The organism is Flavobacterium hydatis (assembly GCF_000737695.1).
Lineage (GTDB): Bacteria > Bacteroidota > Bacteroidia > Flavobacteriales > Flavobacteriaceae > Flavobacterium > Flavobacterium hydatis.
This window is the reverse complement of sequence record NZ_JPRM01000015.1, coordinates 177,595-202,846: the sequence shown is the minus strand read 5'-3', so window position 1 is coordinate 202,846 and position 25,252 is coordinate 177,595. Positions and strand designations below refer to the sequence as shown.

At 34.2% G+C, this 25,252-nt stretch carries 22 protein-coding genes; 10 read left to right on the top strand and 12 right to left on the bottom strand.

The window, feature by feature from the left end:
• Nucleotides 1-81: 81 nt before the first annotated feature.
• The 9 genes from IW20_RS11310 to IW20_RS11270 form a co-directional block, all read right to left on the bottom strand.
• Nucleotides 82-609 carry a GNAT family N-acetyltransferase gene (locus tag IW20_RS11310; RefSeq protein ID WP_035622082.1) on the bottom strand — a complete coding sequence of 176 codons (528 nt, stop codon included), beginning with the start codon at nt 607-609 and terminating at the stop codon, nt 82-84.
• Between the two features lie 36 nt (nt 610-645).
• On the bottom strand, nt 646-1,008 hold the full coding sequence (locus IW20_RS11305; protein WP_035622080.1) for a hypothetical protein: 363 nt from the start codon (nt 1,006-1,008) through the stop codon (nt 646-648).
• 39 nt (nt 1,009-1,047) lie between these two features.
• The gene (locus tag IW20_RS11300) at nt 1,048-1,548 is read right to left on the bottom strand and encodes a hypothetical protein (protein WP_035622078.1); all 501 of its coding nucleotides are present in this window, start codon (nt 1,546-1,548) and stop codon (nt 1,048-1,050) included.
• A 43-nt stretch (nt 1,549-1,591) separates the two neighbouring features.
• Entirely contained in the window at nt 1,592-2,263 is a 672-nt protein-coding gene (locus IW20_RS11295; RefSeq protein WP_035622077.1) for a DUF2625 domain-containing protein, read from the bottom strand.
• Nucleotides 2,264-2,272: 9 nt separating this feature from the next.
• On the bottom strand, nt 2,273-2,737 hold the full coding sequence (locus IW20_RS11290) for a DUF4265 domain-containing protein (protein WP_035622074.1): 465 nt from the start codon (nt 2,735-2,737) through the stop codon (nt 2,273-2,275).
• Between the two features lie 23 nt (nt 2,738-2,760).
• Nucleotides 2,761-3,270, bottom strand: a complete 510-nt coding sequence (locus tag IW20_RS11285; protein ID WP_035622071.1) for an SMI1/KNR4 family protein — start codon at nt 3,268-3,270, stop codon at nt 2,761-2,763.
• Between the two features lie 122 nt (nt 3,271-3,392).
• The gene (locus IW20_RS11280) at nt 3,393-4,382 is read right to left on the bottom strand and encodes an aspartate-semialdehyde dehydrogenase (protein WP_035622068.1); all 990 of its coding nucleotides are present in this window, start codon (nt 4,380-4,382) and stop codon (nt 3,393-3,395) included.
• A gap of 164 nt (nt 4,383-4,546) precedes the next feature.
• Entirely contained in the window at nt 4,547-4,960 is a 414-nt protein-coding gene (mscL, locus tag IW20_RS11275; RefSeq protein WP_035622065.1) for a large conductance mechanosensitive channel protein MscL, read from the bottom strand.
• 76 nt (nt 4,961-5,036) lie between these two features.
• On the bottom strand, nt 5,037-7,508 hold the full coding sequence (locus IW20_RS11270; protein WP_035622063.1) for a bifunctional UDP-N-acetylmuramoyl-tripeptide:D-alanyl-D-alanine ligase/alanine racemase: 2,472 nt from the start codon (nt 7,506-7,508) through the stop codon (nt 5,037-5,039).
• 524 nt (nt 7,509-8,032) lie between these two features.
• Between IW20_RS11270 and IW20_RS11265 the strand changes: the two genes are divergently transcribed.
• Nucleotides 8,033-8,641: a hypothetical protein gene (locus IW20_RS11265; RefSeq protein ID WP_035622060.1), complete on the top strand. Its 609-nt coding sequence runs from the start codon at nt 8,033-8,035 to the stop codon at nt 8,639-8,641.
• On the opposite strand, the gene IW20_RS11260 is transcribed toward IW20_RS11265, so the two are convergent.
• Nucleotides 8,636-9,388 carry a porin family protein gene (locus IW20_RS11260; protein ID WP_240478480.1) on the bottom strand — a complete coding sequence of 251 codons (753 nt, stop codon included), beginning with the start codon at nt 9,386-9,388 and terminating at the stop codon, nt 8,636-8,638. The genes IW20_RS11265 and IW20_RS11260 overlap by 6 nt on opposite strands.
• Nucleotides 9,389-10,045: 657 nt before the next feature.
• Between IW20_RS11260 and IW20_RS25770 the strand changes: the two genes are divergently transcribed.
• From IW20_RS25770 to IW20_RS11235, 6 genes are all read left to right on the top strand, one after another.
• Nucleotides 10,046-10,390, top strand: a complete 345-nt coding sequence (locus IW20_RS25770) for a hypothetical protein (RefSeq protein ID WP_081912472.1) — start codon at nt 10,046-10,048, stop codon at nt 10,388-10,390.
• A 207-nt stretch (nt 10,391-10,597) separates the two neighbouring features.
• A complete protein-coding gene (locus IW20_RS11255) occupies nt 10,598-12,805 on the top strand; it encodes a TonB-dependent receptor (RefSeq protein WP_035622057.1) in 2,208 nt (735 codons plus the stop codon).
• Between the two features lie 133 nt (nt 12,806-12,938).
• A complete protein-coding gene (locus IW20_RS11250) occupies nt 12,939-15,038 on the top strand; it encodes a prolyl oligopeptidase family serine peptidase (protein WP_394363655.1) in 2,100 nt (699 codons plus the stop codon).
• A 471-nt stretch (nt 15,039-15,509) separates the two neighbouring features.
• The gene (locus tag IW20_RS11245) at nt 15,510-16,508 is read left to right on the top strand and encodes a Gfo/Idh/MocA family protein (protein ID WP_035622052.1); all 999 of its coding nucleotides are present in this window, start codon (nt 15,510-15,512) and stop codon (nt 16,506-16,508) included.
• A 409-nt stretch (nt 16,509-16,917) separates the two neighbouring features.
• Nucleotides 16,918-19,389, top strand: a complete 2,472-nt coding sequence (locus IW20_RS11240) for an AsmA family protein (RefSeq protein ID WP_035622050.1) — start codon at nt 16,918-16,920, stop codon at nt 19,387-19,389.
• Nucleotides 19,390-19,498: 109 nt separating this feature from the next.
• Nucleotides 19,499-19,813 (top strand): HPF/RaiA family ribosome-associated protein, encoded by a 315-nt coding sequence (locus IW20_RS11235; protein ID WP_035622048.1) that lies wholly within the window; start codon nt 19,499-19,501, stop codon nt 19,811-19,813.
• Nucleotides 19,814-19,870: 57 nt separating this feature from the next.
• Here the strand turns inward: IW20_RS11235 and IW20_RS11230 are convergent, their stop codons facing one another.
• On the bottom strand, nt 19,871-20,527 hold the full coding sequence (locus tag IW20_RS11230; protein ID WP_035622046.1) for an oxidoreductase: 657 nt from the start codon (nt 20,525-20,527) through the stop codon (nt 19,871-19,873).
• Nucleotides 20,528-20,853: 326 nt separating this feature from the next.
• Between IW20_RS11230 and wrbA the strand changes: the two genes are divergently transcribed.
• Nucleotides 20,854-22,020: an NAD(P)H:quinone oxidoreductase gene (wrbA, locus tag IW20_RS11225; protein WP_035622044.1), complete on the top strand. Its 1,167-nt coding sequence runs from the start codon at nt 20,854-20,856 to the stop codon at nt 22,018-22,020.
• 88 nt (nt 22,021-22,108) lie between these two features.
• Here the strand turns inward: wrbA and IW20_RS11220 are convergent, their stop codons facing one another.
• A complete protein-coding gene (locus IW20_RS11220; protein ID WP_035622042.1) occupies nt 22,109-22,768 on the bottom strand; it encodes a hypothetical protein in 660 nt (219 codons plus the stop codon).
• A 354-nt stretch (nt 22,769-23,122) separates the two neighbouring features.
• Here IW20_RS11220 and IW20_RS11215 point away from each other — a divergent pair, with 354 nt between their 5' ends.
• Nucleotides 23,123-23,614: a nuclear transport factor 2 family protein gene (locus IW20_RS11215; RefSeq protein WP_035622040.1), complete on the top strand. Its 492-nt coding sequence runs from the start codon at nt 23,123-23,125 to the stop codon at nt 23,612-23,614.
• A 243-nt stretch (nt 23,615-23,857) separates the two neighbouring features.
• Nucleotides 23,858-25,225: an ammonium transporter gene (locus IW20_RS11210; RefSeq protein WP_035622038.1), complete on the top strand. Its 1,368-nt coding sequence runs from the start codon at nt 23,858-23,860 to the stop codon at nt 25,223-25,225.
• Nucleotides 25,226-25,252 lie beyond the last annotated feature (27 nt).

Genomic DNA, 25,252 nt, shown 5'->3' with positions numbered 1-25,252 from the left:
CATGGATTTTTAAAAATAATAAATAGAAAATCCGTTTAATCTGTGTTTTCGCCTTAGCGAATCTGTTTAATCCGCGTTCCTCTATAGACAATTTAAGGTCAGCTTCATCATTATATCTGTTTGCGGATCATTTCCTAATTTAAAAATGTGTTTATCAAATTCGATAAAGTCATTTTTCTTATAAAAAGCCAATGCTCTATGGTTTTCTTCCCAAACGCCAAGCCATACATAACCTACTTTTCTTTCTTGGGCAATTTGCAATGCTTTGTCGTATAAAAGTTGCCCAACTTTTTTGCCTAAGAATTCTCTAGAAACATAAATACGTTCTATTTCTAAGGCATTATCTTCTTTTAATTCCGTTTGTGCTTTTCCTGAGTTTATTTTTAAATATCCAATAACCTCATCATTCAATACTGCAAAGAAGAATTTAGAATCTGGATTTTCGATTTCATTTTTAAGGTTATCAAAGGCAAAACTACTAGACAGATAACTGTTCATGTTTTCCTCTGTATTTGGTAATGAAAAAGTCTCTAAGAAAGTTTGTCTCCCAATATTTTGCAGTTTTTCGATATCTGCAATTGTTACTTTTTCGATTTTAATAGATTCCATGAATTGGTAATAAATAAGTTTCTACTAAATTAATGTTTATTCCTCTTTTTTCCAAAGTAAGAATTCAGCATTATCAGTGCAAGACATTGATTCTATAAAATTTTCAAAATTGAAATTTTCGTATTCTGATACGATATTGTAAACTGTTTCGAATCCTTTTGAGCCCTGAGGAATTAAACACCCAGAATCTTTACCAATTAATACCAACCAAATATCAGGTGCAAAAGGACCTTCATCTGTATTTATCAATTTTATTGCCTCAATATCTTTCCATAAAATGGTTTCAGTTTCCCTTCTCGGATGTTCTACTTTTATGAATTCTTCTGTTGTTGTTATCAGATATTCATCCTCTGGATTTTTAGGCTTAGATTTTCCAAATAGTCTGTCAAGTATTCCCATAGTTTAGATTTAATTTAAAAAATGCTGTAGGTTTATAAGCTATTCAAAACGCCAATTTTCTAATACTAATGTTATAATTACATCTTGCCAAGTTTCATAATTAACTAAATTAGGTAGAATTGGAATTATGCTTGTTGATACCCATTTGTCATGTCCCACAATAAACATAGCTGCATCATAATTGAGCTTTTTATCAAATGGATTTGTAACTTTTAATAACATTTGCTTATCTGTTCTATCAGTTACGTTTTGTAAAAACTCGATTTCGATTGTTCTTTTTGGATTCACATTTTTGTCAACCACTTCCATTGAATAAATAGAATCGTTTTTTATCACCGTTTCTATATATAATTTTTCAGAAGGGTATATTTGAAGAATTTTCTCTTTTACAAAATAGGGAGAGTTGGGAACTTGCATAGAATAATTATTCTCAGCATCAACGATTAGTTCTAATTTAAATGTATCTCTATTGGTTTTTGTATTCTGTGAATTACATACAAAGAATAGTAAAAAAGCAAAAAATGTGAATGTTTCCCTCATTTTAGAATAAATAGTTATTAATAAACTCGATTGAATATAAGTTTTATTCTGTCAATTGTTTTTTCATCTCAATATTAAAACTGAATTGTTCTTCAATTGGAATTTCTTTGCGGCTATTTTTGTTTATGTCTTTACCTTTTTTAGTCCAAAGAGAAGGGACGAAATTAAAAACCTTATTTCCATCTAATTTAGAAACTTCAGTTTTCCAGTTTTCCCATCTTTGGTTTCTATAAAACTCATCTAAATCATTATTAAAACAAAACAATAAAAACTCGCTGTATGTTATATCGAGTGCTTCATATTCTAGATTGTCTGGAGCGAAATAATATATATTTCCCAAATCACTTCCTAAATCTCCACCATTCAAAATGAAAAAACCTCCAAGCGCATCATCAGCAATTAATAATAATCGTGGGTTTTCTCCAAACTCCTCTGTGAATTTCCCAATATTCCAATCGGGTAGCGAACGATTTAGTTTCTCATGTCCTGAGCCAAGAATCCTAATCCATCCATTGTCAACTAATATTCCTCCAGTACTGAAAATAATAGCGCCCATTGGGGAACGTGTAGAAACCTGAGTTTTATATAATGCCTCTTTTGCCCTTGCATCATCAACTGCTAGGATTTCTATTTTGTTTTTGGCATCATTAATCCACTCCGTTACAATATTCCAACCTGGATCTTCTTTGTTTATTAATTCTTCTATGTTTTTCATTTTACGATCCTAATACCAATGATTATTAGACAAATTTGGTTCAGCGTAATCTATGATACCATCGTTCTGTAACTCATTTAGTTTTTCTCTGATAGGTTCGTATTTTACGGTCGATAAAACTTCCATTACAAAATATCCTTCTTTAAACTTTTCAGATTCGCAACCTAAATGGTTAAATATCATTCGGATGTCATCTGTTAAAATGGTTTTGTCCAACATAACAACCTGAATAGTTGAGTTTCCTGAATGCTCTATTGTTTGTCTGTAAACCAATCGTTCTTCATCTTCATCATATTCTGCGAGCACTACATCTTCGCAAGAAACGGGAGCGTAAAACGGAATATTATCTAGTTTGTATAATCCTTTTTCGGCATTGATAATTGTTGCCCACATAGTTTCTACAGCTGATTCATTTAGAATTTCACTGAAAAATTTAAAAAGTATTTTGACATATTTGTCTTGTTCTTCTGCCATTTTATTTAAATGCTATTGTTTTATTATAATTTATCACCCCATTCGCTTGGGTCAAAAGGTTCGAATTCTCTTTCGGTAAATGCTTCGGTCAAGATTCCAGACGAGCACAACCAAGTTATGGTTTCTTCGAGCGTTTTTCCTGCTTTGTATATCATTTCGCTATTTCTTGGCAAAATGTAATATTCATTTTTATAAAGAATAATTTCATCTCCATCAAATGTATCTCCAATTCTCACAGAGTTTAAAACGTCCTCTTTCGTTAAAACTGCTGCTCCTTCATCCCAAAACCAATATTCGTTAATTCGGTTTTTCCATTCAGCGATAGTTAGTATTATCGTTTCCGGAAGGTATATCCTTACGTAGGTTCCGCCTAGAATTCCGCTTCCGTATGTTAAAACATATTCTTTATAATCATCATCAAAACTAACGTTTAGTGTTTGCTCACAAGCTTCAATATCTTCTTCTTCAGCAAGAAACAAGTCGGTTTTGTTTGTATTGTAGTTTGGGATTATTTTATAATTTTCGAAGTTCATGTCTTTTAAATTTTTATTAGCTAAGATATGGCTTTTTTTATTGTCGAAGATGCACTTTTTCTACAGAAAAGCCGCAATCACAATGTGCGATTACGGCTTTTATTAAAATATAATTATGGGTTTTATACCAGTTTTGCAGCTACAAGATATTCAGCAATCTGAATTGTATTTGTTGCAGCACCTTTTCTTAAGTTGTCAGCAACAATCCACATGTTTAAAGTGTTTGGTTGGCTTTCGTCACGACGAATACGACCTACAAAAACATCATTTTTACCTTCTGCATAAAGAGGCATTGGGTAAGTAAATGTGTCTATGTTATCCTGAACAACAACACCGTCTGTATGATGTAAAATTTCGCGTACTTCATTTACATCAAAATCATTTCTAAACTCAACATTTACAGCTTCACTATGACCACCAACAACAGGAACACGAACTGCAGTTGCTGTTACAGCGATAGTTTTGTCGCCAAGAATTTTTTGAGTTTCGCGAACCAATTTCATTTCTTCTTTGGTGTATCCGTTTTCCTCAAAGCTATCGCAATGTGGAATTGCATTTCTGTGAATAGGGTATTTATAAACCATTTCGCCTTTTACACCAGCGTATTCATTCTCTAATTGTCTTACTGCTTTTACTCCAGTTCCTGTGATAGATTGGTAAGTAGAAACAATAATTCTCTTAATGTTGTATTTTTTGTGCAAAGGAGCCAATGTTAAGACCATTTGAATAGTCGAACAGTTTGGGTTTGCTATAATTTTATCTTCTTTTGTAAGTGTTGAAGCATTGATTTCTGGAACTACCAATTTTTTTGTAGGGTCCATTCTCCATGCCGATGAGTTGTCGATAACAGTAGTTCCTGCTGCTGCAAATTTTGGAGCCCACTCTAATGAAGTTTCACCTCCAGCAGAGAAAATAGCAATATCAGCTTTTAAATCTACTGCGGTTTGCAATCCAACAACCGTATAATTTGTTCCTTTATATTCGATTTGTTTTCCAACTGATTTCTCAGATGCAACCAAAATTAATTCTGTAACAGGGAAATTTCTTTCTGCCAACACTTTTAGCATTACTTCGCCAACCATACCGGTAGCGCCTACAATCGCTATTCTCATTTTTATATTTTTTATTGTGAATGTTTGTTATTTGAAGTGCAAAAATAGGTATAATGAAGTTGAAAACAAGCGGGTTCACAAAAAATAACAAAAAGTTACGTTTGTAACAAAAAAGAAAAACCGTTCAGATTTTGAACGGTTTAGTTAGACAATAGTGTAGCGGATTATTTCTTTAATAAATCTCTAATTTGTGTAAGTAACTCTTCTTGTGTAGGTCCGGCTGGAGCAGCAGGAGCAACATCTTTTTTCTTAGCTTTCTCAGCAGCTCTTAAAACTACAAATACAAAAAAAGATATAATCACAAAATTAATTATTGCTTGAACCAGATTTCCGTAAGTAATTACAGCAGCACCAGCGGTTTTAGCAGCAGCTAAAGTTGTATATGAATTTCCATCTAGAGTAATAAATTTTTGAGTAAAATCTATTCCCCCAGTAAGTAGACCAACTATTGGCATAATAATATCATCTACAGCAGAACCAACAATTTTTCCAAATGCACCACCAATAACTACAGCAGTAGCTAAGCTCAGAACATCACCTTTCAATAAAGAAGCTTTAAAATCTGCAAAAAATCCCATACTCGTTCTTTTTTATTTGTTATTAATTTAAGTATTCAAATATAATAATAATTCTATAAATTTAATAGTACAAATTTTATTGACGGAAAAATACGCGCTTCACTCGTTGCGAAATACTAGTTAGGATTTCATACGGAATTGTGCGTAATTCTTGTGCCATTTCTATAACAGTTGGGCTTTCGCCAAAGATAATTACATCGTCACCTTCTTTGCATTCAATAGCACTTACATCGACCATAAGCATATCCATGCAAATGTTTCCTACTATTCTAGCCTTTTGATTTTTGATAGTTACAAAACCTACACCGTTACCCCAAAGTCTGGCAATACCATCGGCATAACCAATAGGTATTGTAGCGATTTTAGTTTCTTTTTCGGCCATAAAACGACGTCCGTAACCTACACTATCATTGGCAGGAATGGTTCTTACTTGCGAAATTATCGATTTTAATGTACTTACGTTTTCCAAGTATTTTTGTTCGGCAGGATCATTTGAAACTCCGTATAAACCAATTCCCAAACGTACCATATTGTATTGCGCTTGCGGGAAATTACTAATTCCAGAAGTGTTTAAGATATGACGAATCGGGTTAATATCTAATGCTGCCAATAATTTTGAAGACAGTTTCTCGAATAAATCAATCTGAGAAAGAACAAAATCAAAATGCTTTTCTTCGTCACTTGTAGCCAAATGCGATAAAACACTTTTTACCTCAACGTTTGTATTTCCTTTTAGAGTAGCGATTAATTCATCGAGTGTATTGTCTTCAAAACCCAATCGATGCATTCCGGTATCTAGCTTTATGTGAATCGGGAAATGATGTAGTTTTTTCTCTTTAGCAATTTTCAAAAAGGCATTCAACCCTTTTAAACTATAAATTTCAGGTTCTAATTGATGCTGAATAATAGCCGAAAAAGTGGTAGTTTCGGGATTAAGCACCATAATCGGGAGTTTAATTCCGCCGTTTTTAAGCGAGATTCCTTCATCGGCGAAAGCCACACCTAAATAATCTACTTTATGATGTTCTAGTAATTTGGCTATTTCTAGACCGCCATTACCATAACTATAGGCTTTTACCATCACCATCATTTTGGTGGTTGGATTTATTTTAGATTTAAAGAAATTAAGATTATGACCAATAGCGTTGAGGTTAATTTCCAGAATCGTTTCATGGGTTTTCTCCTCAAGTAATGCGACAATTTCTTCAAACTGAAACGAACGCGCACCTTTTATAAGAATAGTTTCATTTTCAAAGTCCAATGATTCATAATGCGTAATGAATTCGGCAGTATTGGGGAATGTAACACAATTTGTAAACTTATCTTTGAATGACGAAATGGTCGAGCCAATACCAATAACTCGAGTTATTTTATTAGACTCGATAAGTTGAGCAACTTTCGAATATAATTCGTCATTTGTAAAACCACTCTGAAGAATGTCAGATAAAATCACAGTTTTCTTCTTGAATTTATGCTGACTTTCCAGGAAATCTAATGCGATTTTTAGCGATTGAAAATCCGAACTATAACTATCATCGATTATGCTACAATTATTAATTCCATTTTTTACTTCCAAACGCATTTCTACAGGATACAATAAATGCATTCGGTTCTCGATTGTAACCGAATCGTATTTTAAGTACAATAAAACCATCAGACAAGAAACAGCGTTTTCTATCGAAGCATCATCTTGAAACGGGATTGTAAATTGGCTTTTTTCGTTCTTGTATTTGTACTCAATTAAAGTATTCTCGTTATGAGTTTCTTTGGTAGAAACCAAAACATCGGCATGTTTATCGGTAAAACTCCAAGAAAACAGTTTTCTGGAATCGAGCATATACTCGGCTGCAAATTGCGTTAAACACGAATGAACAACGTCTGTTTTCTGGTAAATAATTACGGGAGTTTCTTTAAACAAAAGTAGTTTTTCATCTATCTTTTGTACAAGATTTAAAAAACCTTCGTCGTGAGCCGAACCAATATTGGTAAGAAGTCCGATGGTAGGTTTGATGATTTTTTCTAGTTTATCCATTTCTGAAACCGTAGAAATCCCAGCTTCAAAAATACCTAGATTGTGTTTTTCATTTATAGCAATAACCGAAAGCGGAACGCCAACTTGTGAGTTGTAACTTTTTGGACTTCTTATGATATTATGATCAGGGCTCAACAAGAAATTAAGCCATTCCTTTACTATCGTTTTACCGTTACTTCCGGTCAATCCGATAATAGGAAAACTAAAATGACTGCGATAATATCCCGCAATAGCCTGCAAAGCCGTTAGAGAATTCTCGACAACTATATAATTGGCTCTTTGGGTATATTTTTCGGGAACTTGAGTTACTACAAAATTATGAACGCCTTTCTCTATTAAATCAGGAATGTAATCATGAGCATTATTGTTAGGTCCGCTTAACGCGAAAAATAAAGTTTTTGGTCCGTTTTGTAAAGAGCGACTATCGATAGAAATATGATCGATATTAATATCTGAATTTCCTCCAATCCATTTGGCATGAAGGATTTGAATTAAACTTTTAAGATTTATAGGCATTGTATTGTGAAGTGTTTTTTGTTGAAATGTAAACGCAAATTGATGATAAATATGATTTAGAAAATCACGACATAATTTGAAGCATTAAAGGTAGAAAAGAGTTTTTTAATATTTTCTTAAAAATAGATTTATTCAGGTTTTAAAGTTTGTCTATAATGGAACGCGGATTAAACGGATTTACTAAAGTAAAGACGCGGATAAAAACGGATTTTTTCAATTGTTTTAAAAAATCCGTTTTTATCCGCGTTTTCGCCTTGGCGAATCCGCGTCATCTGCGTTACCTGATTTCGAGTTGCAAAGTTTGTCTATAATGGAACGCGGATTAAACGGATTTACTAAAGTAAAGACGCGGATAAAAACGGATTTTTTTCAATTGTTTTAAAAAATCCGTTTTTATCTGCGTTTTCGCCTTGGCGAATCTGCGTCATCCGCGTTACTTGATTTTAGTTGCTGTTAAAATTTTGAGCATTTTATAGAAAGTCATATATTTTTTTATATTTGTTCAAGACAATAAATCCAAGCCGTTGAAAAAGATTCTTCCGATATTTTCTTATGTGTTTCATCCATTATTTATTTCGATGTATGCGAGTATGTTCTACCTTTTTTTTAAGGAAGATGCATTTGCAAATGAGGAGAAAATCTTTATCCTTTTTCAGATATTAATTATCACGGTTTTTGTTCCTATGTTGTTTTTCTTGTTGCTTCGTTCTACAGGAAATGTTGATTCGATTATGATACACGAAACCTCACAGCGTAAGATTCCGCTGGTGCTTCATTGCTTCTTAATCATTTTGTTAGTAAAGCGTAGTGTCGTGATTATACGTTATCCCGAATTGCATTTCTTTTTTCTGGGCGCATTATTTAGTACAATAATTGCGTTGGTTTTATCTTTTTGTAAAATAAAAGCCAGTTTGCACATGATAGCCATAAGCGGATTAACCATTTTTGCAATTGGTTTGTACCGACATCTTCAAGTACCAAATATGATGTATTGGGTTCCTTTCTTTATTTTAATGACTGGTTTTGTGGCTTCATCACGTCTGGAAATGAATGCACATACCAATAAAGAACTTATTATTGGATTAGTGATAGGGATAATTCCGCAACTAATGTTTGTAGTTTTCTGGTTATAGAATATAGAAAATCACACCAATATTCATCGTTCGCATATCGATATCTTCCGTAGGAGTTTTTGCCGATTTAAACAAAGAGTTTAAACCATAATAGGCATAGATATTCCAGGTGTTGAAACCAGATGAAATATAAACTCCGTATTGTATTTTTTCAAAATCTTTATTGTTTTTAATAACCACTTTTTGCTCAGAATCTTTGTAAACAGAACGGTCAAATAATAGATAGCTAAATTTTACACCACCGTAAATCCTCCAAAATTTATAACTCTCAAAAGTAGACGTTCGCCATCTAAACTCAATCGGTAAATCGATTAAATACTGAGTGAATTTATTGGTATTAACATCCGAATAGTTTACAACATTATAAACAGGAGCGTCGTTTGTACCAGTTATAGCAAGATTCTGAAAGTAATTTTTATAACTAAATCCTAAACCAGTAGCAATCGATACGTTACGATTTTTGTTAATAGGCATGTCTCTTAAGAAACCAAGATTTAATCCCGCCGAAAATTTCTTTTGCGACAATCCGTCTGGAGCATTGTTTAGTGCATTATAGGTAATTGCAAAATAAAACTGATCTTCTCGATAAAGAGAATCAATTTTTACTTTTGGAGTTTCTGTAGCAGGAGTTTTCTCTTCTTGAGAAAAGACATTCAGAAATGATACTAAAAATAAACAACTAAAAAATAATCGCATTTTGGATTTTGGTTTTAATGATTGTTCCAAGAGTATAGGTAGTTTTTGCATTTTGATATTCAACTTACAAATATAAGATATTGAGTGTATCGGTTGTGGTTTGATTGTGGTTAATTTTTTTAGCCACAGATTTTAAGGATTAAATGGATTTAAAAAATGTTGCCGCGAATTGCTCAAATTAACACAAATGTTTTGTTGAGAGTAAAAACTATGCATGTAGTATTTAAACTCAAATCATAAACAAGCCACAATATTTAGGAAAAGCTTTGTGATCTTTGCGTAAATCCTTGCGCTCTTTGCGGTTAATTCTTTTGCCACAAATTACTCGAATTGGCACTAATGTTTTATCGAGAGTAAAAGCTACATGTGTAGTATTTAAACTCTAAAGACAAACAAGCCACAATATTTAGGAAAAGCTTTGCGACCTTTGCGGTTAATTCTTTGCTACAAACCACAATCTTGTCACCCTGACGCAGGAAGGGTCTCCGCGAGTGACTCGGCAAAGATTATGGTCCTTCGACTCCGCTCAGGATGACAAGATTGTAGAAAAGCTTTGCGACCTTTGCGTAAAACCTTGCGATCTTTGCGGTTAATTTTTTTACACGAATTACAAACTTTCCGGTTAATTTTCTGTCTTTAATTATAGTTTTTTAATGAAACTCTTGCAGATTTCATTTCGCTTATATGTTTTTTATACCTTTGCAGGGCATGAAAAGAAAACAGCTCATAATAAGTATTTCTTTAACGATGACGGTATTGTTCTCAATGCTGTTTCAATCGTTTCATAGTTATGAGCATATTGTACAAGAGTTTTCAAAAAAACAATGTCATCACGAGTATAACGTAACAAACACCGAAATAACGCATCAGCATCATAATTTTGATTATTGCTATGTATGTCATTTTGCGATAAGCAGTTATATAACACCTGAAAAATTTACTTTTCAGTTACCTGTTTTTCATGATGAAATCCCTTATTCTTTTACCTTTTCGGAAACCTCAATTTCATTTTCCGGAAGTTTATATTCACTTCGAGGCCCGCCCATAGTTTAGATTTTTAGTGTCCGAATAGTTTCGTAATACAAACTATTGCCTTGTTTTGGTTTTCTGTAAAATCAAAAACAATCTTTATTTATACAATTCAAATAGTAAAAATGGTTTACTAATTCTGGTGGTTATCGGAGTTATTGAGCGTATTTATACGTTGTTTTTTGAATTGATTTTAAAGGAAGAAATAATCTAACTATAGCATCATTTTCAATGAAAAAAATAATAATTGCCCTAATTTTAGGGTTTTCGGGCTTGATTAATGCCCAAAATACAGTTTCTGGAACCGTAACCGATTTACAAAACCAACCTGTTCCGGGAGTTTCGGTTTATGCACCCGAATTGCATAAAGGAACTACAACTGACGAAAACGGAAAATATACTTTGAATAATCTTCCTAACGGAGGGTTGCGTATCGCATTTACGTTTGTAGGTTTTACAACTCAAAATAAGAATATCGAAAAATTATTAAAAGAGAATACACTCGATATTTTACTTTCGCAAGCAGCATTCGAAATGGATGAGGTAATTGTATCTACGGCTTTTAGCAAATTGCAATCGCAAAACGTAATGAAAGTCGAGCATGAAACCATCAAGACATTACAACAAAAAGGAACTTCGACATTAATAGAAGGATTGGCGACAATTCCTGGAGTTTCTCAAATTTCTACAGGAACATCTATCGGTAAACCCGTAATTCGTGGATTAAGCGGAAATCGAGTTTTGGTATATTCGCAAGGAGTTCGATTAGAAAATCAACAATTTGGAGATGAGCATGGTTTAGGATTAAACGATGCCGGAGTAGAAAGTGTTGAGGTTATAAAAGGGCCGGCATCTTTATTATATGGATCTGATGCTTTGGGAGGAGTTTTGTATTTTAACCCAGAAAAATTTGCCGATGCAGGAGATTTTAAGGCTAATTTCAGTCAGAAGTATTTTACCAATACACAAGGAAGTAATTCTTCTATCGGATTAAAAACATCTACAGAAAATTGGAAATTCTTGGCGCGTGGAAGTTTCAATTCACATTCCGATTACAAAGCAGGAGATAGTGACCGCGTAACAAATACACGTTATAACGAAACCGATTTTAAAACGGGAATAGGATATAGTAATTCTAGTTTTTCAAGTGTTTTACGATACAACTATAATAAGCTAGATTTAGGAATTCCAGAAGAAGGATTTGGAGAACAAACAACAAGCAAGAATACAGAGTTTCCTAGACAAGGAGTTTTTAACCATTTATTGAGTTTAAACAATGTTTTCTTTTTTCAGAATTCAAAACTAGATGTTGATTTAGGATATATCACAAATGACAGAAGTGAGTTTGAAGATAGTAATGAAGCTTCATTACACATGAAACTCAAAACATTTAACTATAATGCCAAATATCATTTGCCTAAAATGGGTAAAATCGAAATCATTGTTGGAGTTCAGGGAATGCACCAAACGAATACCAATTCGGGAGAAGAATATTTAATTCCAGATGCAACAACAAATGATTTTGGTGTTTTTGGAACGGCAAACTATGAGTGGAAAAGTAATGTATTACAAGCAGGTTTACGTTTTGATAATCGTAATGTAACTTCAATCGCACACGGTGTTGAAGGCGAAGAAGGATATTTTCAGGCTCTGGACAGATCGTTTGATAGTTTTAATGCATCGTTGGGTTATAAAACCAATCTTGCCGATAACTTAACCATGAGACTAAATGTGGCTTCGGGATTTAGAGCACCAAACTTAGCAGAACTAACATCTAATGGAGTTCATGAAGGAACAAACCGTTATGAAATAGGAAATAGTGCTTTAAAGACAGAACAAAACGTACAAACAGATTTAAATTTAGAATATAAAAACAGTCATTTTGAGTTCTTTGTAAACGGGTTTTACAATCACGTAAACAACTATATCTATACTTCGCCAACGGGAGAAGTTCTAGATAACAATGATGTATTTGCTTATATTCAGGATAACGCCAAATTGTATGGTGGAGAAATCGGATTACACTTTCATCCACATCCTTTAGACTGGTTGCATTTTGAAACTAGTTTTGAAACCGTAACAGGAAAAAAACAAAACGGAGATTACTTGCCATTAATTCCTGCAAACAACTGGAACAATACGATAAGAACAGAATTTAAAATCAATAACTGGTTTCAGGATGGGTTCGCTACTCTTAATGTGAGTTCGACTTTTAATCAGGATAATGTGAGTGGTTTCGAAACTGCTTCAAAAGGATATTCGCTAGTTAATTTAGGATTTGGCGGAACAGTAAAGTTGGGTAAAACAGCTTTTGATGTAAATATAAACGGAAACAACTTATTCGATAAAAAGTACATCGCGCATTTATCCCGATTAAAAACAGATGGAATTCCTAACATAGGACGTAACATCGTTTTAGGAGTAAATTTTAATTTGTAGAAGAATAAGTATTAAAAAAAGCTCTAAAAGCGCCAACGATGTAGTTGGCGTTTTTTATAACAATACCAAGGAAAAAATAACTATTTTTGTTTGAAACAGTAATATTATAACAATGAAAAAAATTAGTATTCTAATGGCTATAACCGCTACAACTGTTGCATTTGGACAAAGTCAAAAATCAAATGCAATAAAGTATCCTGAAACTAAAAAAGGAGAAACAGTTGATACCTATTTTGACGTTAAAGTAAGCGATCCATATCGTTGGCTAGAAGATGATAAATCTGCAGAAACTGCTGCTTGGGTAAAAGCAGAAAATAAAGTTACTTATACCTATTTAGATCAAATTCCTTTTCGTGAAGATTTGAAAAAACGCATGGAAAAATTATGGAATTATGAAAAAATAAGTGCGCCTTTTGTAAAAGGAAAGTCTACATATTATTCTAAAAACAACGGATTGCAAAATCAATCTGTAATTTATAAAAAAGGAGCAAACGGTAAAGACGAGGTTTTTCTTGACCCAAATACATTCTCAAAAGACGGAACAACATCTTTAGGAGGATTAGATTTTACCAAAGATGGTACAATAGCAGCTTACTCTATTTCTGAAGGAGGAAGCGATTGGAGAAAAGTAATCATCATAGATACACAAACTCACAAAGTATTAGAAGATACATTAGTAGATGTAAAGTTTAGCGGAATTTCCTGGAAAGGAAAAGAAGGATTTTACTATTCTAGTTATGATAAACCAAAAGGAAGCGAATTGTCTGCAAAAACAGATCAGCACAAATTGTATTTCCATAAGTTAGGAACTCCACAAAAAGACGATAAAGTTGTTTTCGGACTTGACCAAAAAAGAAGATATGTAGGAGGTTCAGTAACCGATGATATGAAATATTTGGTGATTACAGCAGCAAACTCAACTTACGGAAACGAGTTATACATTAAAGATTTAAGTAAAGAAAACAGCCCAATTGTTACTATTGTAGATAACTTTAATAGTGATAATAGCGTTATCGAAAACGAAGGAACAAAATTGTTTATCGAAACTGACTTAAACGCACCAAACAAGCGTATCGTAACAGTAGATGTTAGCAAACCAAAACCAGAAAACTGGAAAAATTTTATTGCTGAAACAGAGAATGTACTTTCGCCATCAACAGGAGGAGGATATTTCTTTGCAAATTATATGAAAGATGCCGTTTCTGTAGTAAAACAATATGATTACGCAGGAAAGTTAGTTCGCGAAATAAAATTGCCAGCGTTAGGAACAGCAGGTGGATTTAGCGGAGAAAAAGCAGATAAAGTTGTGTATTACTCATTTACAAATTACACAACACCAGGAACGATCTACTCACTTGATGTTAAATCTGGAAAATCAGAAATCTACCAACAGCCAAAAGTTGATTTCAACAGTGCAGATTACGAGTCAAAACAAGTATTCTATACATCAAAAGACGGAACAAAAGTACCTATGATGATCACTTATAAAAAAGGATTAAAATTAGACGGTAAAAACCCAACTATTTTATATGGTTACGGAGGATTTAATGCAAGCTTAACGCCATCATTTAGTATTGCAAATGCAGTTTGGATGGAAAACGGTGGAGTATTTGCAGTTCCAAATCTTCGTGGAGGAGGAGAGTACGGTAAAAAATGGCATGATGCAGGAACAAAAATGCAAAAACAAAATGTATTTGATGATTTCATTGCAGCAGCCGAATATCTAATTGCTCAAAAATACACCTCTTCAGATTTCTTAGCAATTCGCGGAGGTTCAAACGGAGGATTATTAGTAGGAGCAACAATGACACAACGTCCAGAATTAATGAAAGTGGCGTTACCAGCAGTAGGAGTTATGGATATGTTACGTTACCATACATTTACAGCAGGAGCAGGTTGGGCATACGATTACGGAACAGCACAGGATAGCAAAGAAATGTTCGAATACATCAAAGCATATTCACCAGTTCATAATGTAAAAAAAGGAGTTCATTACCCAGCAACAATGGTAACTACAGGAGACCATGATGATAGAGTAGTGCCAGCACATAGTTTTAAATTTGCAGCCGAATTACAAGAAAAACAAACAGGAGACAATCCAGTTTTAATTCGTATCGATGTAAAAGCAGGACATGGAGCAGGAAAATCTGTAGCAGCTACAATCCAAGAAAATGTCGATATTCAGGCATTTACATTATTCAATATGGGATTTAAAGCATTACCTAAAAAGTAAGACTTAATAATTAAATATTTAAAACAGGCTTTTCTAATTTAGAGAAGCCTGTTTTTTTTTGCTGTGCGTAGAGAGTTAACCGCAGAGTTCGCAGGGATTTACGCAAAGGGCGCAAAGTTTTAAAATCCGTGCTAATTAGCTAATTCGTGGCTTATTTTTATTGTTTCACGCAGATTCAGCAGATTTAGGCAAATCTAAGCCGATTTAATTAGAGAAAAATCTGTGTGTATCAGCTCAAATCCTTTTAAATCTGCGTGAAAAAATAATTCGCAAAATTCGTAGCTTATTCTTATTGTTTCACGCAGATTCAGCAGATTTAGGCAAATCTAAGCCGATTTAATTAGTGAAAAATCTGTGTGTATCTGCTCAAATCCTTTTAAATCTGCGTGAAAAAAATAATTCGTGATTTCGTGGCTAACTTTTTTAAGCAATTCTTTTCTCTTAAATTTGGAACAACTAAAAAACATAAAAATGGAAATTGTTAGATGGGGAATTATAGGCTGTGGTAATGTAACCGAAGTTAAAAGTGGACCAGCATTTCAGAAAACAAAAAATTCAGCATTAGTTGCCGTAATGCGTAGAGACGCTGCTTTGGCGGAGGATTATGCTAAACGCCATAATGTGCCAAAATGGTATTCGAATGCGATAGATTTAATAAATGACCCCGATGTCGATGCAGTATATATTGCAACACCACCATCATCCCATAAAGAGTATGCGGTATTGTGCGCCAAAGCAGGAAAAGCAGTTTATGTCGAAAAACCAATGGCGTTAAACTTCGAAGAATGCAACGAAATGATAAGCGCTTGCAAAGAAAATAATGTACCATTATTTGTAGCTTATTACAGAAGATGTTTGCCACGTTTCCTAAAAATAAAAGAACTAATTGATAACGGAATCATCGGAACACCAAGACACGTAAATTGTGTTTTGTACCATTCGTTTGAAGCAAGATATGACGACGAAATCAACTTACCTTGGACCGTTTTACCACACATTTCTGGTGGCGGAATATTTGTCGATTTGGCTTGTCACACACTAGATTTTCTAGATTTTGTTTTCGGACCAATTAAATCCGTTCGAGGTCACGCCACTTCCCAACTTATGGCATATCCAGCCGAAGATAGCGTTTCGATGTCATTCCTGTTCGAAAACGGAATTCACGGCACAGGACTGTGGAATTTTGCAAGTCACAAACGCCATGATATTGTCGAGATAGTAGGCGATAAAGGCAAGATTTCTTTTTCAACCTTTGGCAACGACCCAGTATTACTCGAGGATAAAGACGGAAAAACACAAAGTTTCCCAATAGATAATCCGTTGCACATTCAGCAACCACTTATCGAAACCATTGTGCAAGAATTGCTAGGAACTCCGGCTTGCCCGTCTAATGGTGTTTCGGCGGCAAGAACTACTTGGGTTATCGACGAGGTTTTAAAAGAATTCAGACAAGCGCATCCCGTTAAATAACAGTATTTTAGTTTTTAGGAGCTATTTCCTGCTGTCCACTATATCTTTTTATAAGACAAAAAAAGCCTTATAAAAAGGATGCCGTTCCCATCAGGGCTAGAGTTGTAGAATGTGTAGATAAAATTTCATTAAACACATAGAAACATAGGTTTTCTGTGTGAAAAAAGAACAAAAAAGGAAATACATTTCTTTCACATAGCTAGCTATGTGTGTTATAGATAAGTGAAACGCCTTTTTATAGAGTGCAAAAACTATGTTTCTATGCGTTAAAATAAATAATACCCAATGAGTAATAATAGAATGCCTTTGTAGGACTTGTTTTCTATAAAGGCATTTTTCTGTATAAAAACACTGCTATTTCTTATGATTTTAGATTACCTTTAATATTCCCATCTTAAAATCACTTAGCATGAAACAAATTATTGATAAAATAAAATACTTTGTACAAACAAGTAATTTTAAAAAATATGCCAAACGCATTGGTATTTTCTTCCTAAGTCTTATCGCATTATTACTACTTGCATCAGGAGGATTAGCTTATTATTTTAATCACAACAAAGACAAAATCGTTGTAAAAATAAACGATAAGATAAACGACAACATTAGCGGAACAATCCACATAGGCGACATCCATTATAAATTCCTAACAGGATTTCCCAATCTTACATTAGGCTTAAAAGATGTAGAACTAAAAGACAGTTTGTGGGCAATACATAAACGAACATTTCTTACGGCAAAAGAAATAGAGGTGAGGCTAAATATCTGGAGTTTAGTATCCGACAAAATCGACTTTCATAAAATCGAAATCAATGATGCTACACTCGATTTGTACAAAGGTCCAAACGGAATAACAAACTCAGACATCTTCAGAAAGAAGCCTAAAAAAGACAAAAAAGAAAGCGGAAAAACTACGTTGGTCGATGAAATAAGTATGACCAATGTGCATTTTATTTCCGAAAATAAACCACGAAATAAACTCTTTGATTTTGAAGTAGCCGCACTAAAAGCCAAAATAGATTACGATGGAAGCGATTGGAGTACCAATCTTTTTGTAGATACCAACGTAAAAAGTATGGCTTTTAATACCGAAAAAGGAAGCTTTGCAAAAGACAAACGAATAAGAGGAATTATTGCAGTTACTTACGATACCGACAAAAATAAAATCACAGCAAATGTCGACGGACTAGAAATAGGAGGAGACAAATTTGATGTTAAATCCTATTTTGATGTAGGTAAAACCAGTTCCAATTTTGGTATCGAAATCAAAACCAGAATCCTCTGGAAAAACGCCACCTATTTGCTGGCCAATAACATTAGTTCCAAGCTAAAATGGTATGATTTAAAAGATCCAATAGGAGTAACCTGTACAATCGATGGAGATTTAAATTCCGAGGGCGACCCGAAGATTAATGTAGTTGCCGAAATTAAGGACAATGAATTACGCATTCCCGACGGATTAATTTCAGATTGTACCTTCAACGGGAAATTCACAAATATATTAAAGGAAGAGTTAGGTTGTTATGATTCTAATTCGGCAGTAATAATACACGGATTTAAAGGAGCATATAATACAATTCCTTTTGAAATTCCAGATGCAATGATTCATAATTTTGATAAACCCGTTGCAACAGGAAACCTAAACGCCAATTTTGATGTTACGAAACTAAACAATATAATCAATGCCGATTTAATGCGCTTTTCCAATGGTCAGGCCAAAGTCGATTTTAAGTTCGAGTGTGATATCGTCGATTTGTACTTTCGAAAACCAAAATTCATAGGAAGCGTTAGGGTTGGAAATACTAGTTTAAAATATATCCCCAAAGGACTTACTTTCGAAAAAACAGACATTCAGCTGGACTTTACCGAGCAAGCACTTGTAATCAAGAAATTTGCATTCAAAGACCGACATAATACGATTTTTGTAGAAGGAAGAGTCGATAATTTCTTGAACCTCTATTATGATGCACCCGAAAAAATGCTAGTTGATTGGAAAATTTATAGCCCGAGTATCGATATAAAACAATTTCTAGGTGTTATTGCTGCGACCCAAAAAAATAAACAACCTAGCAAAAAGCCTGCAAATCATCAGAGTTTTTCAGACCAGCTTCATACCGTAATAAACAAATGTCAAGTAGTCTTGCAACTTAATATGGATAAGCTTGTTTATGCCAAGTTAGCGGCAACAAATGCAAAAGCAACAATTAGGCTAACAAATTCTAATGTCACGGTACAAAACGGATTTTTGCAAACTGCAGGAGGAACAATTGATTTCTCGGCAGTGTTAAGTCCAAATGGCAAAAAGTATAATTTTAAATCAGAAGCCCAAGTTACCAATGTTGATATTACAAAGTTTTTGACCTCGTTTAATAATTTTGATATAAAATCATTTGATGCAAAAGATATAAAAGGGAAACTGACATCCAAAGCAAGCGTTGCAGGAATAATGGATTCTGGAGGAGATTTAATAAAAAACTCAGTAACTGGCAATGTCAATTTTAAAGTCAACAATGGAGCTTTAGTCAATTTTGAGCCAATTGTAAAAATCGGGAAGTTTGCGTTTCCATTCCGTGATGTAAAAAATATTACGTTCAGTAATTTATCAGGCGATGTTATCTTAAGAGGGCAGAATATAGATGTGAATAGTTTAAGAGTAAGTTCAAGCGTTCTTAATTTTGATGTTGCCGGAATCTATTCTCTTGGGCATGATACCAATTTAGCCTTGACAATCCCACTCCGAAATTCAAAGAATGATGTAAAACTTGCCACCAAAGCCGAGCGAGATGCAGTTCGCAACCGAGGAATCGTTTTGCATTTATTAGCCGTCGATGATGGTGGGAAAATCAAAATAAAATGGGGGAAGAAAGACGAGAAGAATAAGTAGGGTTCGTTCAAAAAAACCTCCATTTATTTTCATAATGTTTTATTAACTTATTCGTTTCTTAATTCAATTTTTGATAGCTTTGAGAAACAAACATTAAACATATAGTAAGATGAAAATTCAAATCAACACTGACAAAAACATTGATGGACACGAAAGATTAGAAGCTTATTTCTCTGGTGAATTAGAAAAATCTTTAGCACGTTTTGATAACAAAATTACTCGTATCGAAGTGCATTTTGGAGATGAAAACGGAGAGAAGTTTAGCGTAAACGATAAAAAATGTGTGATTGAAGTTCGTCCTGTAAAACTACAGCCTATTACTGTTACCGATCATGCTGATACGCTTGAAAAAGCTTTTCAAGGTGCTCTGGGTAAAATTAAAAAATCACTTACTACTACTTTCGAAAAAATGAAAGAGTATTAATTTATATATTAATAAATGTAAAAATGGCATTATCTAAAATTAAGATAATGCCATTTTTTATTTTAGTAAAGCAGTCATTTCTTTCCAATGCAATATCTTGACTTTGGCGTTTGGTTTATTGGCAGCATTAACCATTGCTTTGGCTATATTATCAGCTTCTATTCCTTTGTACTTATTTATCCCTCCCATAAATAAAGGATTGATTAATTTGAATATTCCTATAAGTACTTTTTCCAGAGGACGACTTTCTTTTCTGTTTCCTAATATCATCGAAGGTCGGAAGATATAAGTATGTTCAAAATTCAGGTTAATAATATCTTGTTCCGTTTCTCCTTTTGTTTTAGTATAGAATACAGATGAACTTGGGTTTGCTCCAACAGAAGAAACCAAAAATATAGATTTTGCTCCATTTTCCTTAGCTAGTTTTGCTGCCAATACAGGATAGTCGTGATCAATTTGGTAATAAATTTTCTGGTCAGGCGTTTTCTTTTTGGTAGTTCCAATAGCAATATAAACTTCGTCAATATTAATATCTTTAACGACATTGGGTAAAGATTGAAAATCACCGATAAGAGTTTTCAGTTTCGGATGCTTAATATCTAATTCTTTTCGAACAACGATTGTTATCTGTTCGTAATTGGCGTTGTTTAATAAGTTCTGGAGGATATAAGATCCAACTAAGCCACTTGCTCCATATACAATAGCTTTTTTCATAAGATTGAGTGATTTGTTGGTGTAAGTTAGAAAATTAATAGCTAGCTTTTTGGATTGAATTGTTTAAACCCTATGTTTCTGTGTGTTTATTTTTTTTGTTTCACGCAGATTTTGCAGATTAAGCCGATTTTTTTTCTGCATGAATCTTTGTGTTGCTCTGCGGATTCTTTGTGAATCTCTGCGAAATCCAAAAAATAAAATTAAGATAATAATAACGCTTTTCGCTGTTGTAAAAAGTAATTTTGCAGTCCCAAAAACTAGTTCTTTATGAAAAGACAAGGAACTTAATTTGGGATATCAAATAATAAATCATTTAAAATAAATTCATGAAAAAGCAACTACTCGTATTACTAACCGCAGTTCTTATAGGTTTTGGTGTAAATGCGCAAGTAAAACCATCAGAAACAAATGTTATGGTTCTTATTCATTCTCAAAATGGCGGAACGTACAAAATGGCAAAAGCCATGGCCGAAGGAATCCAGGAATATCCAAATACAAAAGCGACAATAAAACGTGTTCCTTCGATTAATGCAAAAGAAAAATTAAATGCTGAGGTAGAGAAATTGCCAATAGCAACTATTGAGGAATTGGCAAATTATGACGGAATCGCATTCGGAAGTCCAGTTCATTTTGCTAACATAAGCGCAGATATGAATTACTTTTTCAGCAAGAGTATTCCGCTTTGGACTTCAAGAGCTTTAGAAGGAAAGCCAGCAACAGTTTTTATGTCGGCTGGATCAGGTGCAGGAAAAGAAGCAGCAATATTATCTTTTTGGAATATCCTTGCTTCCCACGGAATGGTAATCGTACCTACGGGAATTATGGGAACAGCTACTCTAGATAAATCAGTTCCTCAGGGAAATACTCCTTTTGGGGCAACATCATTGACAGGTTCTGTTGGTACACGACCATCTGCAAGCGAATTGAATTTAGCTAAAGAGCAAGGAAAAGCTTTGGCAAGAGTTGCTTCGGGATTAAAAAACACAGAGAATGTAAAAGAAGTAAAAACAACTTCGGTAGAAAGCAAGGGAAGTATTGATGTAAATAAAACATTAAAAGATAATAATATAGTACTTCCAGAAGCTCCTAAACCTGTTGGGAACTATGTGCCTTATACCATTTCTAATAATAAAGTATATATTAATCAAGTAGCATTAAAAGAGGGTAAAATATTAAATCCAGGTAAGGTTGGTGCAACGGTTACAGACGAACAAGCTAAAGAAGCAACATACCAAACGATGCTTAATGTTATTGCAGTGCTAAAAGAAGCTTGTGGTGGCGATTTAAACAAAGTGAAACAATGTGTTCAGTTAACAGGATATTTTAATACAACTCCTGAGTATACACAGCACGCGGGGATTATGAATTCAGCTTCAAATTTAACGGCATTGGTTTTTGGAGAAAAAGGAAAACATGCAAGAGCAACAATTGGAGCGGCTTCGTTACCAATAAACTCTGTGGTAGAAATTCAAGCTATTTTTGAAATAGAATAAAGTATCTTTTAGATAAAAATCAAAAACCCGAATACGTTCTTAATGTATTCGGGTTTTTATTTTATATTAATCGAAGGTAATCGTTGTTTTATGATTTTGGTAATGCAGCGCCAACTGCAATGTCGCAACGGTGACCTTCTTGTCCGTGTGGTGGATTCATTCCGGGAGGAGTTACACTATAATTAGTTGCTCCAGCCGGAGTTGGAGGTACAGTTACTTGCTGGCTAACGGTGCCCGATGCAGGTTGCGCAGTAGTTGTTTGTGTTGTAGTTGTTTGTGTTGTAGTTGCTTTTGCAGGAGCAGAATTTAATGGGGCTCCAACAGCAATATCACAGCGATGTCCTGCTTGTCCGTGCGGAGGATTCATTCCTTTGGCAGTAGTAGTCGTTGGTTGTGGTGTTGTAGTTGTTACTACAGCTGTTGTAGGTGCAGTTTGTGTTTGCGTTGTAAGTTGTTTTGTTGGTTGAGAAGAAGGCGAATTTAATGGCGCTCCTACTGCAACATCGCAACGGTGACCAGGTTGCCCGTGTGCAGGATTAATTCCTCCAGTATCACCCATTACTGTATTTGGGTTTGCAGCAGGTGCTTGGGTTTGAACTGCCGAATTTGCTTTGGTAGTGTCTTGAGCTAATCCCAATTTTACCAATTCAGAGGTTGGTGTACTTTCCTGAGGTTCTAATTCTTTTTTGCAAGAAATAAAAAGGATAGAAGAGATGACTAACGAACTTATTAAGATTTTCGGATTCATAGTTGAATAATTTTAAAGTTCTCAAATATACTGGTTTTTAATCGATTTTTGTAGTCCATATTTGTTAAAAGGGGTTTTAGTTAGCCGTTTTACCGCAATGAGCGCAAAGATTTACGCGAAGTCCGCAAAGCTTTGTGCTCTTTGCGTAGCCCTTTGCGAACTTTGCGGTTAAATTCTAGCCACAGATTAAAAGGATTACACGGATTCTAAAACTTTGCGCCCTTTGCGTAAATCTTTGTACTCTCTTTGCGGTTAATTTTTTTCTGCCACAGATTTCTCGAATTAGCACAAATTTTATGCATTTTGCGGTAAATTCTCTATATTTCTGCTTTAAAAAACAAATAACCATATACCATGAAAAAATCAATCTTACTGTTATTATTCATTACCACTTTTGCACAAGCACAAACATCTGATAAGGATAAAATTAATAAAACACTTGATTCTTGGCATAAGGCTGCTGCCGATGCTAGTTTTGAGCCGTATTTTGCTTTAATGACCGATGATGCTATTTTTATCGGAACTGATGCTACCGAAAATTGGAATAAAGCCGATTTTAAAGTTTGGGCAAAGCCATTTTTTGATAAAGGGAAAACTTGGAATTTTACCACATTAGAACGTCATATCTTTTTTGATACAACTGGAAAAACAGCTTGGTTTGATGAATTACTAGATACTCAAATGAAAATTTGTCGCGGATCTGGAGTTATGGTAAAAGTAGGAAAGGAATGGAAAGTGAAACATTATGTTTTGTCTATGACAGTTCCAAACGACAATGTAGATGAAGTTGTTAAAATAAAAGCACCATTAGAGGATGTTATCATTACTAAACTTAAGAAAAAGTAAGTAAAGACTTTGTTTTTAATGTTTTAAAAGTTGAGGTTCTAATTTCGTTATAATATAATTGGCAAATTCATATCTTAAATAGAACCTCAAAATGGTATACTCTTAAAAAAACATACTCAAAACTGCAATATCGATGATAATTTAATCTTACCTGCTATTTTTTAACCCCTTAAAAAGTAAAATACTTGTTTTTTAATAACTTTGACCCTTGTGAAAATAGGGTTGAAGTAAAGTATTTTAAAAATGAAAATAGAAAAGTGGTGGATTATCTCCTTTATCATTATAAGTATTGTATGTATAACGGGTGCATTTTGGCCAACTGTTAATGCTACAGATTATATACTTTCAGAATTTGGAACTACAGAAGATATTGTTCCTGCCGATGTTGCCTGGATGCTTACATCTTGTTGCTTGGTTTTGATTATGACGCCTGGGCTTTCCTTTTTTTATGGCGGAATGGTTGGGAAAAAGAATGTGATTTCGACTATGCTTCAAAGTTTTATTTGCCTTGGTGTAGTAACACTTTTGTGGGTTGTACTTGGTTTTAGTCTCGCTTTTGGTGAACCAATAGGAATTCATTCGGGAGGAAACTTCTATAGTTTTGTAGGTAACCCAACTACGTTTACCTTTATGGATTATGTGGGTGTTTTACCTCACAAGCAATTAGCAAACACAGTTCCGTTTATGTTGTTTGCATTATTCCAGATGAAGTTTGCAGTTATAGCGCCAGCAATAATTACAGGCTCATTTGCCGAACGAGTTCGATTTATTTCCTATCTGCTTTTTATCTGTTTGTTTACAATATTTATCTACGCCCCTTTGTGTCATGCGGTTTGGTATCCTACAGGAATTTTAGGAACTTATTTTGGTGTTAAAGATTTTGCCGGAGGAACTGTAGTGCACATGAGCGCAGGTTTTGCAGCGCTAGCAGGAGTTTTGGTTTTAGGGAAAAGAAAAAATAGCCGACATATACCTACCAATATTCCGTTTGTATTATTAGGAACAGGAATGTTATGGTTTGGTTGGTTCGGGTTTAATGCAGGTTCGGCTTTGGCAGCCAATGGTGTTGCGGCAATGGCTTTTGCTACGACAACAACAGCCTCTGCGGCAGCGATGTTAACTTGGGTATTTTTTGATAGAATTAACGGACGTAAAGTTTCTGCTTTAGGAGCTTGTATCGGTGCAGTTGTAGGATTGGTTTCGATTACGCCAGCTGCAGGATTTGTATCAGTGCCAGAAAGTATGTTCTTTGGGTTTAGTGCAGCCTTGGTTTCGAATATGGTTGTAAATGCTAATTTCTTAAAGAAAATTGACGATACATTAGATGTTTTTGCTTGTCACGGTGTAGGAGGAATAATGGGAATGATTCTTACTGCAATCTTTGCACATGGTGATAAAGCGAGCTTGCTTCATGGCGGATGGATGGTTTTTGCACATCATATGATGGCATTGGTTTTGGTTTCGATATTTACTTTTTTTGGAGCTTATCTTTTATTTAAACTTACAAATGTGATTATCCCAATGCGCGTGTCCGAAGAGTCAGAACATATCGGGTTAGACTTATCGCAACATGACGAAACACTAGAGCCTAAAATGAAAACGGCTAATTAAAATTGTTTATAATGGAATGTGGATTTA

Coding starts and splice junctions, on each gene's coding strand:
- mscL (WP_035622065.1), bottom strand. CDS start 4,960: ATGGGATTTTTTGCAGATTTTAAAGCTTCTTTATTGAAAGGTGATGTT.
- IW20_RS11270 (WP_035622063.1), bottom strand. CDS start 7,508: ATGCCTATAAATCTTAAAAGTTTAATTCAAATCCTTCATGCCAAATGG.
- IW20_RS11260 (WP_240478480.1), bottom strand. CDS start 9,388: ATGCAAAAACTACCTATACTCTTGGAACAATCATTAAAACCAAAATCC.
- IW20_RS25770 (WP_081912472.1), top strand. CDS start 10,046: ATGAAAAGAAAACAGCTCATAATAAGTATTTCTTTAACGATGACGGTA.
- IW20_RS11280 (WP_035622068.1), bottom strand. CDS start 4,382: ATGAGAATAGCGATTGTAGGCGCTACCGGTATGGTTGGCGAAGTAATG.
- IW20_RS11290 (WP_035622074.1), bottom strand. CDS start 2,737: ATGGCAGAAGAACAAGACAAATATGTCAAAATACTTTTTAAATTTTTC.
- IW20_RS11305 (WP_035622080.1), bottom strand. CDS start 1,008: ATGGGAATACTTGACAGACTATTTGGAAAATCTAAGCCTAAAAATCCA.
- wrbA (WP_035622044.1), top strand. CDS start 20,854: ATGAAAAAGCAACTACTCGTATTACTAACCGCAGTTCTTATAGGTTTT.
- IW20_RS11285 (WP_035622071.1), bottom strand. CDS start 3,270: ATGAACTTCGAAAATTATAAAATAATCCCAAACTACAATACAAACAAA.
- IW20_RS11215 (WP_035622040.1), top strand. CDS start 23,123: ATGAAAAAATCAATCTTACTGTTATTATTCATTACCACTTTTGCACAA.
- IW20_RS11240 (WP_035622050.1), top strand. CDS start 16,918: ATGAAACAAATTATTGATAAAATAAAATACTTTGTACAAACAAGTAAT.
- IW20_RS11255 (WP_035622057.1), top strand. CDS start 10,598: ATGAAAAAAATAATAATTGCCCTAATTTTAGGGTTTTCGGGCTTGATT.
- IW20_RS11300 (WP_035622078.1), bottom strand. CDS start 1,548: ATGAGGGAAACATTCACATTTTTTGCTTTTTTACTATTCTTTGTATGT.
- IW20_RS11210 (WP_035622038.1), top strand. CDS start 23,858: ATGAAAATAGAAAAGTGGTGGATTATCTCCTTTATCATTATAAGTATT.
- IW20_RS11230 (WP_035622046.1), bottom strand. CDS start 20,527: ATGAAAAAAGCTATTGTATATGGAGCAAGTGGCTTAGTTGGATCTTAT.
- IW20_RS11310 (WP_035622082.1), bottom strand. CDS start 609: ATGGAATCTATTAAAATCGAAAAAGTAACAATTGCAGATATCGAAAAA.
- IW20_RS11295 (WP_035622077.1), bottom strand. CDS start 2,263: ATGAAAAACATAGAAGAATTAATAAACAAAGAAGATCCAGGTTGGAAT.
- IW20_RS11250 (WP_394363655.1), top strand. CDS start 12,939: ATGGCTATAACCGCTACAACTGTTGCATTTGGACAAAGTCAAAAATCA.
- IW20_RS11245 (WP_035622052.1), top strand. CDS start 15,510: ATGGAAATTGTTAGATGGGGAATTATAGGCTGTGGTAATGTAACCGAA.
- IW20_RS11220 (WP_035622042.1), bottom strand. CDS start 22,768: ATGAATCCGAAAATCTTAATAAGTTCGTTAGTCATCTCTTCTATCCTT.
- IW20_RS11235 (WP_035622048.1), top strand. CDS start 19,499: ATGAAAATTCAAATCAACACTGACAAAAACATTGATGGACACGAAAGA.